The organism is Paenibacillus sp. FSL L8-0663, from assembly GCF_038008125.1.
In the GTDB taxonomy this organism is placed as follows: Bacteria; Bacillota; Bacilli; order Paenibacillales; family Paenibacillaceae; genus Paenibacillus; species Paenibacillus polymyxa_D.
Genome location: NZ_JBBOYM010000001.1, coordinates 4,782,550 through 4,795,519, shown reverse-complemented (window position 1 = coordinate 4,795,519; position 12,970 = coordinate 4,782,550). Strand labels below are relative to the sequence as shown.

The 12,970-nt window shown below is 49.0% G+C and carries 12 protein-coding genes; 8 read left to right on the top strand and 4 right to left on the bottom strand.

Features of this window, described 5'->3' with window-relative positions; genetic code table 11:
• Positions 1-23 precede the first annotated feature (23 nt).
• The 7 genes from MKY75_RS21285 (at position 24) to MKY75_RS21255 (ending at position 7,207) form a co-directional block, all read left to right on the top strand.
• Positions 24-1,214, top strand: coding sequence for an MFS transporter (locus MKY75_RS21285; RefSeq protein ID WP_029519316.1), 1,191 nt, complete (start codon positions 24-26; stop codon positions 1,212-1,214).
• Positions 1,215-1,345: 131 nt separating this feature from the next.
• Positions 1,346-1,840 carry a hypothetical protein gene (locus MKY75_RS21280; protein ID WP_029519310.1) on the top strand — a complete coding sequence of 165 codons (495 nt, stop codon included), beginning with the start codon at positions 1,346-1,348 and terminating at the stop codon, positions 1,838-1,840.
• A 116-nt stretch (positions 1,841-1,956) separates the two neighbouring features.
• Positions 1,957-2,640 (top strand): hypothetical protein, encoded by a 684-nt coding sequence (locus MKY75_RS21275; RefSeq protein WP_029519308.1) that lies wholly within the window; start codon positions 1,957-1,959, stop codon positions 2,638-2,640.
• Positions 2,641-2,993: 353 nt separating this feature from the next.
• Positions 2,994-4,046: a sulfate ABC transporter substrate-binding protein gene (locus MKY75_RS21270; RefSeq protein ID WP_340886469.1), complete on the top strand. Its 1,053-nt coding sequence runs from the start codon at positions 2,994-2,996 to the stop codon at positions 4,044-4,046.
• Positions 4,047-4,125: 79 nt separating this feature from the next.
• Positions 4,126-4,959, top strand: a complete 834-nt coding sequence (cysT, locus tag MKY75_RS21265) for a sulfate ABC transporter permease subunit CysT (protein WP_029519305.1) — start codon at positions 4,126-4,128, stop codon at positions 4,957-4,959.
• 79 nt (positions 4,960-5,038) lie between these two features.
• Complete coding sequence (cysW, locus tag MKY75_RS21260) at positions 5,039-5,914, top strand: sulfate ABC transporter permease subunit CysW (RefSeq protein ID WP_029519303.1); 876 nt, start codon at positions 5,039-5,041, stop codon at positions 5,912-5,914.
• A 162-nt stretch (positions 5,915-6,076) separates the two neighbouring features.
• The gene (locus MKY75_RS21255) at positions 6,077-7,207 is read left to right on the top strand and encodes an aminotransferase class V-fold PLP-dependent enzyme (protein ID WP_029519301.1); all 1,131 of its coding nucleotides are present in this window, start codon (positions 6,077-6,079) and stop codon (positions 7,205-7,207) included.
• 85 nt (positions 7,208-7,292) lie between these two features.
• On the opposite strand, the gene phnE (MKY75_RS21250) is transcribed toward MKY75_RS21255, so the two are convergent.
• The 4 genes from phnE (MKY75_RS21250) to MKY75_RS21235 form a co-directional block, all read right to left on the bottom strand.
• The gene (gene phnE / locus MKY75_RS21250; RefSeq protein ID WP_013312028.1) at positions 7,293-8,090 is read right to left on the bottom strand and encodes a phosphonate ABC transporter, permease protein PhnE; all 798 of its coding nucleotides are present in this window, start codon (positions 8,088-8,090) and stop codon (positions 7,293-7,295) included.
• Complete coding sequence (gene phnE / locus MKY75_RS21245; RefSeq protein WP_029519297.1) at positions 8,087-8,941, bottom strand: phosphonate ABC transporter, permease protein PhnE; 855 nt, start codon at positions 8,939-8,941, stop codon at positions 8,087-8,089. The genes phnE (MKY75_RS21250) and phnE (MKY75_RS21245) overlap by 4 nt, the downstream gene beginning before the upstream one ends.
• Complete coding sequence (gene phnC / locus MKY75_RS21240) at positions 8,938-9,708, bottom strand: phosphonate ABC transporter ATP-binding protein (protein ID WP_340887112.1); 771 nt, start codon at positions 9,706-9,708, stop codon at positions 8,938-8,940. The genes phnE (MKY75_RS21245) and phnC overlap by 4 nt, the downstream gene beginning before the upstream one ends.
• 133 nt (positions 9,709-9,841) lie before the next feature.
• Positions 9,842-10,810, bottom strand: coding sequence for a phosphate/phosphite/phosphonate ABC transporter substrate-binding protein (locus MKY75_RS21235; protein WP_340886467.1), 969 nt, complete (start codon positions 10,808-10,810; stop codon positions 9,842-9,844).
• Between the two features lie 217 nt (positions 10,811-11,027).
• On the opposite strand from MKY75_RS21235, the gene MKY75_RS21230 reads away from it, so the two are divergent.
• Complete coding sequence (locus MKY75_RS21230; protein ID WP_340886465.1) at positions 11,028-12,938, top strand: bifunctional 2',3'-cyclic-nucleotide 2'-phosphodiesterase/3'-nucleotidase; 1,911 nt, start codon at positions 11,028-11,030, stop codon at positions 12,936-12,938.
• Positions 12,939-12,970: the final 32 nt, after the last annotated feature.

Sequence of the window (12,970 nt, the reverse complement as noted above, 5' to 3'; positions counted from 1 at the left end):
GATTGTATTGGGGGAAGAGAACAGTGTCTGTGAAAGAAAGCTTTTGGTCCAGAAACTTTATTTTTTTGATGATATCCAACGCTTTATTGTTCATGGCATTCGAAATGCTTATGCCTACGCTGCCGCTGTTTGTGGAAAGTCTTGGCGGCAGCCCATCCCAGATTGGATTGGTGACTGGCGTGTTTATGTGTTCTGCTATATTGATTCGTCCATTTTCAGGTACGCTGATCCAGCTCTTGGACAAGAAGTATGTTCTGATTATCGGAGTTGTGATTTGTATGCTGGCAACGGGAAGCTACATGCTTTCCAGTAGTTTGGTACTGCTGTTAGTATTTCGGCTGGTACATGGCTTTGGATTCGGCATTGCGAGCACGTTGTATGCTACCTCAGCCTCAGATGATTTGCCGCCTCATCGTATGGGGGAAGGAATGGGCTACTTTGGCGTAGGTGAAACCGTAGCGATTTCAGTGGGGCCACTGATTGGTATATGGATGCTTCACGCATCAGGTTTTAACGGACTGTTTTCCACGGGAGCTATAATTCTACTGTTGTCGCTCGTGATGAGCGTATTGGTTCGTCGCCGTGCTCCGAAACCTATGTCGGCGGATACAGTGCAGGGCAAAAAGAAGGTTCCTTTTAAATTATTTGAAAAAAGAGTGCTGCTGCAATCCTGTCTTGCGTTGCTGGTTGGCGTGGTGGCAGGTGGAGTGATGTCTTTCGTGGCTTTATTTGCCAAGGAGCAGGGCTTTACCAATGCAGCATGGTTCTTCTTTACTGTGGCTATGGCAAGCTTCCTCGTCCGACTGGTGTCAGGTAGAATTTTCGATACCAAAGGCCCAGCTTATATCCTGATTCCTGCAGGGATTGTGCTTATCGCCGCCATCGTTATGGTGGCCTCATCGCGGACCGAGTTACAATTTTTGATTGCTGCTGTGATGTATGGTTTGAGCTTTGGAGCTATTTTCCCAGCTTTGCAGGCTTGGGCAATCAGTGTGGTCGGAGAAGATGAGCGAGAGGACGCTGTAGGCTCCTTTTATAATTTCTTCGATTTGGGCATTGGAGGAGGCTCTTTGGTTCTGGGGATGGTTGCTGGATTAACCTCTTATAAAACAATGTATTTGTTCTCCACTTTGCTGATTGCGGCTTATCTAATTATATTTGTGACGTATATTGTATTGGATAAGAAAAAGTCCCATAACACGTTGAACGTATAAGCTATGATTACGGAATACGAAATATATGATGGAGCGCTTGCGTTTGGGTGCCTTTGATCAAGTTTGAAAAAAATGACAGCCGGACTCATAATAGATATGAGTCCGGCTTTTTTTACGAAGGAGGAAATCAAATGGTGGAGAAATGGGTTTGGGTTGGGGTTGCCGGAGCAATCGTGGGTTATGTCACTCTTGCCAATATATCGACTACCATGCATAGTACATCATCGGTGAGTCAGGCGCACTCGGCTGCTCCGTTAAGTGCACAGAGTGAGAATGGGAGCGCAGCGAAGCGTATCGTACATGATCAAAGAATGCATTTTGAAGGACAAGGCGGAACGAACTTTAAATTTGAAGAGGGGCGCAAGCTGTACATCAGCATCAAGAATGTTGGAAAGCAGCCCATACAATACAAGCTCAACAGTTCGAATGGATCGGACTTGCAAGGTACAACGAGCGGATTTTCCAGTCGAACGTTGCAGCCAGGAGAACGCCATGATCTGCTGTTTGTAAAGCCAGAAGGGCAGGATGAAGCAGCAAATGACTCCTTAAAAGAGCTGATTTTGAAAGTAAGTACGGACGATGGATCGCAAGGAAGCGTTAAAACCTTTGCCTATATCACACTGTAAGCTCCTTCCAGAAAGGGCACGACATGCGGTCATTAGTCTACTTATGTTACAATAGAACGGTTGAAGACTTAATGAACAGAATAGGTCAGAGCAGAAAGCAGAAAGGATGACCCGTTGTGCCCATAAACCATGAATTCGGTAATCAAAAGATGTCACGGAGGCTGTCACTCACAGCTATTTTACTTACACTTACTTTTGTAGCACTTACTGGCTGTGGTCAGGATAAGAATGCTGAAACCATTGATACTGGAAGCAGTACAAGCGTGATCGAGAATGGAGCCGGCGGTAATCGTAGCGGTTCAGCCCAAAATGACAAAGCAGCGAAAGAGAGCGAGAGTGCAGAAAACAGCGATACTGATGCACAAAAGTTAGCTCCTTCGGCTCCAGCTGCTTCATCGGATACTTCTTCTTCTCCGGCAGCCTCCAATCCATCGCAAAATCCATTTGAGGTAGCAGGTATTCAAGATCCTAAAGCGTTTTTGAACACGTTCAAAGCGCTGCAGAAGGCAGTTGCCGACAATGACAAGGAGAAAGTGGCCGATTATATTTTGTACCCTCTGCGTGTTAATGATAGTGAAAAGTCGTTAACGATTCCGAATAAGAAAGATTTTATTGCCAAGTATGATCAGATTTTTACGGACGCGATTCGCGAGGCGCTTGTGAATCAAAAGACAGATGATTTGTTTGTTAATTATCAGGGAGTCATGGTGGGATCAGGTGAACTGTGGTTGAGAAGGGCTACGGACAATCCGAAGCTTTTTGGAGTCTTTTCGATTAATCTTGAAACGGTTGCCAACTAAGTCGTACCCCGTGTGTAAATGACCTCTAAACGGTCGGAAACATATACAATGTTTCTGACTGCCCCCCTTAAAGAAAGAAAAGTACAGATAATGCATACCAAAAAAAGGTTTGACATCACTCCTAAACTCTCGTATTATATCCGTATAACTCATTAAACAGGTAGGAATTAAAGAATTAAAGTTTGATCTCGCCATTTTGGCGGAGAACCTCTAGGAACAGCAGGCAGACACTGTCCACACGACAGGTTTGACCTAACAGGGCTGCATCAGGGAATTCTCCGCTCTTTTTTTAATTATGTCTGTAAATAACAGGCGTAAATGAATACAAATTACATAGAATTCGGGGTGTCTTGATGAAGAGGCAATGGAAAAGTGGACTTATTCTCGGACTATCTTTGGTTTTAACGATGATGCTAAGCGCTTGCGGGGCAAGCAAGGGAGGGACGGAGGTAGATGGTAGCTCTGCTGCCGTGGAGTTGCTCAATGTTTCTTATGATCCGACCCGTGAGCTGTATGAGGCATATAATAAAGCATTTGCCGCCCATTGGGAGAAGGAGAAAGGACAGAAGGTTACGATTAAGCAATCTCACGGAGGATCTGGCAAGCAAAGTCGTTCTGTGAAGGACGGGCTGGATGCGGACGTGGTCACTCTGGCTCTGGGCTATGATATTGATGCGCTACAGGAAAAAGGACTCGTTCAAGAGGGATGGCAAAGTAAATATGAGCATAACAGCGCCCCGTACACTTCAACCATCGTGTTATTGGTACGCAAAGGGAACCCGAAAGGGATTAAGGACTGGGACGATTTAATCCGTGGCGATGTGCAAGTCATTACACCGAATCCTAAAACTTCGGGTGGAGCACGTTGGAACTATCTTGCAGCCTGGGCTTATGCGCTCAAGAAGAACAATAATGATGAAGCCAAGGCCCAGCAGTTTGTACAGGAGCTGTATAAGCATGTGCCGGTATTGGATAGCGGAGCACGTGGAGCGACAACGACTTTCGTAGAGCGTGGAATTGGCGATGTGCTGATTGCATGGGAAAATGAAGCACTGCTCTCGGTGAAGGAGCTGGGTGCGGATAAATTCGATATCGTATATCCATCGATCAGTATATTAGCTGAACCTCCGGTAGCAATAGTCGATAAGGTGGTAGATAAAAAAGGTACACGCGAGGTAGCGGACGCGTACCTGAAATATTTGTACAGTGAAGAAGGGCAGACCATTGCTGCTGAAAATTATTATCGCCCAACATTGGAGAGTGTGACGGCAAAGTTCAAGGATCAATTTCCTAAATTGGAGCTCGTAACCTTGAAGGATGTATTCGGGACATGGAAGGAGACGCAGCAGAAGCATTTCAGCGACAAAGGCATTTTTGACCAGATTTATGTACCCGGCAGTTCATAAAATAGGTGGACTGTGTAGACGATTGGATTGGTAGCCGCGAGTGTCATAGTGAATGAATTCAGAGAGGGATGGACAGAACATGAGTCAAGTGCAAGCCACTCGAAAACGCGTACTTCCCGGGTTCGGGTTAACAATGGGTTATAGTGTGCTGTATCTCAGTCTGGTGGTGCTGGTGCCTTTATCGGCACTGCTTCTGAATTCAACTGGACTGACGTGGGAGAAATTTTGGGACGTGGCGACTGATGTCAGGGTGCTGGCTTCCTACAAGGTTAGCTTTTTGTGTGCCGCGGCTGCGGCGCTGATCGACCTGTTTCTCGGTTTATTGATAGCCTGGGTGCTGGTGCGTTATGAATTTCCGGGGAAACGAATTTTTGATGCGGTGATTGATCTGCCCTTTGCTTTGCCTACTGCGGTAGCAGGGGTTGCTCTAACTGCCCTATATGCGCAGAACGGCTGGATCGGTTCGTTGTTCGAACCGCTTGGATGGAGGATGGCGTACTCACAGACGGGGATTACGCTAGCATTGATGTTTATTGGCATTCCGTTTGTCGTACGGACAGTTCAGCCGGTGCTGGAGGAACTGGACAAGGACGAGGAGGAGGTCGCTGCTACGCTGGGAGCTGGCAGATGGCGTATCTTCTGCAGCGTTATTGTGCCGGAGCTGGTACCACCGCTGCTGACGGGTTTTGCGCTCGCCTTTGCCCGTGGCATTGGCGAGTACGGCTCTGTCGTCTTCATTTCTGGCAATATGCCGATGAAGACGGAAATTGCTCCACTGCTCATAATGTCCAAGCTGGAGCAAAATGACTATGCAGGAGCTACGGCGGTAGCATTGATGCTGTTGGTGATTTCATTCGTGCTGTTATTCGTGATTAACAGCATTCAGCGCTGGTCACGGCGCCGTACTGTCTAAACGTAACTGTCTAATGTAATTGTTTAACGTTAATATGCAGGGCTGCGCATAATACCCGCGTTCTAAGGAGGGATACACCATGTCACAAGCAATAACTGGGCAGGAGCTTGCTTCTGCACCAGTGCGTTCATCTGCACCGCCCAACAGGGTCACAACCGAAGCCCCTTGGGTAAAGTGGACGCTGATTGTTGCTGCTTTTTTAGCTTTGCTCTGGGTACTGGTATTGCCGCTAATCGTCGTGCTTACCGAAGCGCTCAAGCAAGGATGGGGCGTATACGTTGAAGCGCTACGAGACCCAGATGCCATGTCTGCATTGCGGTTGACGCTGCTGGTGGCAGCGATCACTGTACCGCTGAATACGGTATTTGGTGTAGCTGCCGCTTGGCTGATCACGAAATTTCAATTTCGCGGCAAAGGCTTACTGGTCACCTTGATTGATTTACCCTTTGCCATCTCTCCTGTCGTTGGAGGGCTGATGTATGTATTAGTGTTTGGTGCACAGGGCTGGCTTGGACCGTGGCTGGACGAGCATGATATTAAAATTATATTTGCTTTGCCTGGTATTATTTTAGCGACGCTGTTCATCACCTTTCCATTTGTGGCGCGAGAACTCATTCCAATGATGGAAGATCAGGGACAGCAAGAGGAAGAAGCGGCGGTCACGCTGGGCGCGCGCGGTTGGCGCATTTTCTGGAAAGTGACGCTGCCGAACATCAAGTGGGGTCTGCTGTATGGCATCATTTTGTGTAATGCGCGAGCCATGGGTGAGTTTGGTGCAGTGTCCGTCGTCTCTGGACATATCCGGGGAGAGACGAACACACTGCCGCTGCATGTGGAAATTTTGTATAACGAATATCAGTTCTCGGCATCTTTTGCGGTGGCCTCGTTATTATTATTACTTGCTCTGGCAACCTTGGTGCTTAAAAGCTGGTTTGGACGCAAACGCGTGCATTAACTTATGATTTTGTATATGATCCCTTAGGGCCTCTCTTTGCGTCTATCGTCTGTTAACGGCGAGAAGATGGGAAGAGAGGCCCTTGTTCTAAGGTGGCTGATATGGATAATAAAATGATCATATCAAGGCACGTTGGTGTGCCCAGGAGGAGCGAAGGGAAAAATGAAACATCCGTTTCAGTCCTACCGTCAGCTGTTTCCAGTGCTGTCCTCACATATCCATGTAGGGAGCTGTTCCCAAGGGGCCGTATCGAGGCCGGTTTCCGCTGCCATTGAGGAATATCATCGAAGTTTGCTGCAACACGGTCATAACGGTGATCTGTCTATGGCACGTTTGGAGGAGGCTAGAGGGCATTTTGCCAAGCTCATCGGGGCGGAGACTGACGAAATTGCGGTCCTGTCCTCAGCCTCTGAGGCGATTGCCGGGGTGGCCACAGCCCTTCCTTATGTATCGGGAAAAGAAGGCATTGTGTATGCGGACACCGACTTCCCGACAGTGGGACACATCTGGCAGGCACAGGAGATGTTCCGTGATCACATCTGTTGTATCCCCTCCATCGAGGGAGAAGTGATAATAGAACAGTATGAGGAGCATGTTACGGAGAAAACTGCGCTCGTTATGGTGTCACAAGTGAACTATACCAACGGATTTCAGCAGGATTTAAAATCCATTGCAGATATAGCTCACCGAAATCAGGCGTTGCTGTTTGTGGATGCCTATCAGTCTGTAGGGATTATTCCAGTGGATGTAAAGGCAATGGGCGTAGATATTCTGGTCGCTGGAGCACGCAAATATATGCTTGGAATTCCGGGCGTGGCTTTTCTTTATGTAAGCAAGGATCGAATAGACCGCTTCAAGCCCCGTCTTACGGGCTGGCTTGGGCAGGAGCCCGCTTCCCGGTTTGATATTGCTCACCCGGTTCCGGCGGCGGGAGCCCGACGCTTTGAGACGGGATTGCCTTCTTTCATTAGCATTTTTGCCGCCAATGCGGCCTTAAAGCTGCTGCTGGAGATTGGGGTCACGAATATTCAGGCTTATATGAGTGAGTTGTTGGATTTTTCCGTTGAATATGGACGACGCAAAGGGCTACACATACGTGTACCTTACAGGGGAGGCACATTACCAAGCCTACTCGCTGTTGAAGTAGCGGACGTGTCGGCTGTGGAGAAGAATTTGAGAAGCCAAAATATGATCGTTTCAGCACGAAAGGATGTTATCCGTGTGGCTCCGCATTTTTACAATACGGCTGAGGAAGTCCGACGGGTTTTAGATGAATTGGCAGGGAGATGTTGAACGACAAAAGCCTCTTCCGAGTGAATGGGAGCATAACATGTCCCTTTTTACACAGGAGAGGCTTTTTTGGCGTTTAGAATTCTAATTATACGATTCGTTTGCGCAGCCAGCCGGAAATCAGATCCGTCAAAATGATCAGGACCACGATGCCGAGCAAGATAACGCCTACGCGGTTCCAGTTGCGCATTTGGAGTGCAAACAGTAGCGGAGTACCGATACCACCTGCACCGACCAGACCAAGCGTGGTAGCAGAACGGATATTAATTTCAAAACGGTAAAGCGAATACGAAAGAAACTGTGGAATCACCTGCGGTAGCACGGCGAAGAAAATCACCTGCCAACGGTTGGCACCGCACGCGATCAAAGCTTCCTGGGGCCCGTGATCGACACTTTCAATCGTTTCCGAGAAAAGCTTCGCCAGCATGCCGATGGAATGAATGCCGAGGGCAAGCACACCCGCAAACGAGCCGGGGCCAACGGCTTTGATAAACAAGATGGCGACGATCATTTCGGGAAATACCCGGATGACACTAAGTACAAATTTCCCGCTACCCGATAAGGGACGCAGACGGGTCATATTGCTGGACGCCCAAAAGGCGAACGGAAGGCAGACAAATGCGGACACGAAGGTTCCGAGCACTGAAATGACCAGCGTATCCAGCAACCCGCGCAGCAAATCCTCTCCCTCAGGGATGTAGACGAACGACCAGTCGGGATGAAGGAAGCCGTCCAATATAGCGACAGAGACACTTTTGGCCGTTCCCTGTAATCCTTCAAACTGCATCCCGCGAAAAGCCCAAATATAAATGATGATTAGCAGAATAGCTATCGCCCATAGGCGCAGGCGGGAGCCAATAGGTCTGCGAAGCGTAGGATCATTCATAATAATTTCCTCCGTAGCAGGTTACTGCCGTAATCAATCGCAAGGACGATGACGAGGGTCAGTAGAATAATGATGCTTGCCCGATCATATCGGAACAGCCCCAGAGAACGGTCAAGCAACAGACCGATACCGCCAGCGCCAACCAGGCCCAGAACGGAAGCCGCGCGCACATTAACCTCAAAGGTATACAGCAAGTACGACACAAAATAAGGCAGAGCCTGCGGAACGACACCAAAGGCGATGACTTGGATGCGGCTCGCGCCAACAGCAGTCATGGCCTCCAGTGGTCCGGGATCAATGGCTTCAATCGCCTCAAAGGTCAGCTTGGCTATAATGCCAAAGGAGAAGAAGAGCAGGGCGAGCATCCCTGCAAACGGCCCGATGCCGAACACCGCCACAAAGATCGAGGCGAACAGCAAATCGGGAATCGTCCGTACTAGATTCAGGATCGTGCGCATCGGCAGCGAGATCAGCTTGCGCGGCATCACATTATAGGCGCACAGCAACGCGACAGGGATTGCCAATATGGCTCCCAGTGTCGTGCCGACAATAGCGATCTGGATCGTTTCCAGCATCGGTTTCCAGATGGTAGGCAAGTAACTCCAATCAGGAGGAAACATTTCCTCCAGCAATTTGCCCATCTCCGGTAAGCCAACGATCAATTGGTAAGGCGTGGCATCCGTATGAATGGAGCAGGCTACCAGCACTACGATAAAGATCATCCAGGTGGCGTAACGTTTATAGCGTCCTGGCAAAGGTGGCCCTGCGGGCGGCTTACTTGGCTGCGGCGGTCCAGCATGCGGTGACGGTTGCGTCGAAGAGAGCGGCTGGGCAGTAGAGTCGGGCTTCATGATCCCACTCCCAGCAGCTCATCATGCTTGATGGCCCGGCCGTATATTTCCGCAAAGGCCTCATCCGTAGCCTCCTTCGGTGTGCCGTCAAAGACCACTTCTCCGGCGCGCAATCCGATGATCCGCGTTGCATATTCGCGCGCGAGATCAATGAAATGCAGATTGACGATGGTCGTAATCTGCATTTCACGGTTGATCCGCTGGAGGTCATCCATCACCTGGCGGGTGGTCAGCGGATCCAGCGACGCGACAGGCTCGTCCGCCAGAATGATTTTAGCCTCCTGCGCCAGAGCGCGGGCGATGGATACGCGCTGCTGTTGGCCACCGGACAGTTCATCTGCCCGGCTGTAGGCTTTTTCGCGGATGTTCACGCGCTCCAGCGCTGTTAGTGCCAGCTCGACATCCTCCTTCGGGAAGAGGCCGAGAATGGTTCGCAGCGTCGAATGATAGCCGACACGGCCGGAAAGTACATTGCGGAGCACCGTCGAACGCTTAACCAGATTGAAGCTTTGAAAGATCATGCCGATGTCACGGCGAATGCGCCGCAGCTCGCTGCTTCCAGCAGACGTGACGGACCTGCCACCCACGATAATGTCGCCGGACGTAATGTCATGCAGTCGGTTAATAGAACGCAGCAGGGTAGACTTACCTGCACCGGATAAGCCGACGATGACGACCATTTCTCCCTCCTGAATCGTCAAATTAATATGGTTCAACCCTTTGGTGCCGTTCGGGTATGTTTTCGATACGTTACGGAATTCGATCATATGCTCCCAACTTTCTCCCCCGATGGGGTGGAATGAAAACAACACCGCCATGAATACATGGACGGTGCTGCCCTGTCATTCGTAAAGCCTGTTTCGTAGCTGTTACTTCATTACAGTACCTTGCTTGCTCCGATTACTTAACCGCTTGACCAACAGCTTCGGCGTATTCACGCACGGAGTCGAAGTTTTTATCGTCGCCCTTTTCATAACCTACATGGGTGTAAATCTCTTTAATGATTTCGCCGCCTGCTGGGTCTTTGGCAATGTCAATAAAGGCTTGGCTGATCTTGTCTCTCCACGCTTGATCCATATCAGAACGTACGCTGACGGTGTCATTTGGAATTTTAGCTGTGTAATGAATGACGCGAGTTTTTTCAAATACATCCGGGATTTCCTTCTTCACCGTGTTACGTGCATCTTGGAAAACAGCTACCGCATCAACCTGACCGTTCAGCAACGCCAGAATAGCAGCATCATGGCCTTTGATTGTTACACCCTGCACATCCGTGTCCGGGTTCACGCCAGCTTTTTTCAGCTCTGCTGCAGGGTACACGTAGCCTGCGGAGGAGGTTACATTTTGCCAGCCAACCTTCTTGCCTTTCAGATCAGCTAGACTTTGAATCGGAGAATCCTTTTTCACCACGATCATGGCTTTATAAAAGTTCACTTTTTCAGTCGTGTCCTTGCCTGTGGCATCTTCAATGCCATAGCGTTGAGCTTGCAGGAGCAAGTCGGCCGCTTTACGGTTATCGTGTGCCAGTACATAAGCATTAGGCGGAAGGAACCCTACATCTACCTGTTTGGAAGACATGGCTTCCACAATCGTATTGTAGTCAGGAGATACGGTTACTTTCACCGGGATTCCAAGCTTATCACCCAGTAGATTTTCGAGCGGTTTGGCTTTGGCTTCGAGCGTATCTGCATTTTGAGAAGGAACGAACTGTACCTTTAACTCCTTAGGAACATAGGCTGTGCTTTCGTTTTTAGAGCCATCTGTACCCGGAGTGGACGCGCTGTTGTTATTGCTTGCATTGGAGCCACAAGCGGCTAGACCCGCTGCCAGTGTGAAGGTCATGCACAAGGTCAGTGCTTTTTTGAACAAAATAATTTCCCCCTAAACATAGTAATAACGAAAATAAAATAAAAAACCTGTAAATGCTGTGACAAACCAAATCTTAACAGCTAGTCCCGCTGCTAGGGTAAAAACCACTCCTGACTTTGGTAAAAATGATGTAAAATTTATCATATTAACATTCTCTTAACAGTGCTCTGTTAGACTTGTTCAAGCTCTATGACCGAAGCTGAGGGAGAGAACAAGATTGGATATTTTGGATATTAACGAAAAGGCAGGCCATGAAAATGTAGGTCCTGTGAGAGTGAAATTCCGTATTATGGTTACAACCGATTTGCATGTCAGCTTGTGGAATTACGATTATTATACGGATCAGGAAACGCTGCATTACGGTCTGGCGCAAACAGCCAGCTTGATTCAAATAGCCCGGGCGGAGGTACCCAATCACCTGCTGCTGGATAACGGAGATGTGATTCAGGGGAATCCAATGGGAGATTATGCTGTACAGCGACTCCAACAGGACCCAAGCGCGGTGCATCCCGCCTATAAAGCCATGAATCTGCTTGGGTATGAGGCAGGTAATATCGGGAATCATGAATTTAACTACGGACTGGAATACTTGCAGACTTGCCTTCGAGGAGCGCAATTTCCATATGTGAATGCCAACATTTATATAACGGGAGAACAAGAACAAAACTACTTTACACCTTATCTATTACTGGATAAGACGGTAGAGGATGAAGCAGGTGGTAAGCATCTGTTGAAGGTAGGGGTCATCGGCTTTGTCCCTCCGCAAATTATACAATGGGACAAGGCGTGGCTGGAGGGGAAAATCATTGTCAAAGATATGCTGGAAACAGCAAGACGGTTTATTCCAGAAATGAAGGCAGCGGGAGCCGATCTGATCATTGCCATGCCCCATGCTGGCTTCGAAGATATTCCCGAAACACTTGATATGGAAAATGCGGTGCTGCATCTGAGCAGGGTGGAAGGGATTGACGCCATTGTGTTTGGTCATGCCCATAAAGTATTCCCAGGATCTTCGTTTATGGGAAAAACAGGTGTCGATCTAGAGCGAGGTACCATCCACGATATCCCAGCAGTGGAGCCGGGCTTTTGGGGGGATCATCTGGGGATCATCGATCTGGAGTTGACCTTTAGTGGAGGAAAGTGGCAGGTGGTTGCATCTGCTGCCGAGGTACGCCCAGTGTATGATCCGATACGCAAGGAGGCGCTGGTACAACCGGATACTGCCATTCAGCAGGCGGTAGCAGAAGAGCACGCCGGAACACTAGAGTATATTCGTGCACCTGTAGGTCAGACGACGGTGGCGGTGAACAGCTTTTTTGCTCAGGTGATGGATGATGCTTCGGTTCAGCTCGTGAATGATGCGCAAATGTGGTATGTGAAGCAGCAGATGCAAGGGAGCGAGTACGAAGGAGTGCCCGTTCTGTCGGCAGCAGCTCCTTTTAAAACAGGCGGCAGATATGGCCCATCGTACTATACCCATATTCCAGCGGGAACGTTGGCGATCAAGCATATCGCCGATCTGTACAATTTTCCGAATACGCTGCATGTCGTTCGACTGACCGGAACGGAAATCCGGGAATGGCTGGAGTGGTCTGCTGGACAATTCCAGCAAATTGATCCTTCAGCAGAACAAGAGCAAGGGCTGATTAATTCTGATTTTCCAAGCTTTAATTTCGATATCATCGACGGTATCAGGTATCAGATTGATGTAACACAGCCAGCCAGATATGATGCTGACGGGGGCCTAAAGGACCCAGATGCACACAGAATCATTCAGATGTCTTTTGATGGCGAACCGATGGATATGCAGCGACATTATCTGGTTGTTACGAATAACTATCGCGCGTTTTCCTCTGCGCTGGTCAATCCGGGTGGAGAGCGAATTATACTTGCTTCACCGGATGAAAACCGTCATGTGCTGACCGAATACGTGCGGCATATGAAGACGTTGACGCCAAAAGCTGACGGCCATTGGTCCCTCGCCCCATGGTCAGGGCGTCCGCATGTGACGTTCCTGACCTCACCGCAAGCAACGGATGCCGCTAATGCCTATTCGGAGTTGCTTTATGAAGGGTTAACGGTAGAAGGGTACGCTAAGTTTGCCGTCGATTTCGGACGTTCACGGTAGAACTGCTAACTAGTTTTTGTCCTATAAGTCCA

Coding starts and splice junctions, on each gene's coding strand:
- cysT (WP_029519305.1), top strand. CDS start 4,126: ATGAGTCAAGTGCAAGCCACTCGAAAACGCGTACTTCCCGGGTTCGGG.
- MKY75_RS21270 (WP_340886469.1), top strand. CDS start 2,994: ATGAAGAGGCAATGGAAAAGTGGACTTATTCTCGGACTATCTTTGGTT.
- phnE (WP_029519297.1), bottom strand. CDS start 8,941: ATGAAGCCCGACTCTACTGCCCAGCCGCTCTCTTCGACGCAACCGTCA.
- MKY75_RS21280 (WP_029519310.1), top strand. CDS start 1,346: ATGGTGGAGAAATGGGTTTGGGTTGGGGTTGCCGGAGCAATCGTGGGT.
- MKY75_RS21255 (WP_029519301.1), top strand. CDS start 6,077: ATGAAACATCCGTTTCAGTCCTACCGTCAGCTGTTTCCAGTGCTGTCC.
- phnE (WP_013312028.1), bottom strand. CDS start 8,090: ATGAATGATCCTACGCTTCGCAGACCTATTGGCTCCCGCCTGCGCCTA.
- phnC (WP_340887112.1), bottom strand. CDS start 9,708: ATGATCGAATTCCGTAACGTATCGAAAACATACCCGAACGGCACCAAA.
- cysW (WP_029519303.1), top strand. CDS start 5,039: ATGTCACAAGCAATAACTGGGCAGGAGCTTGCTTCTGCACCAGTGCGT.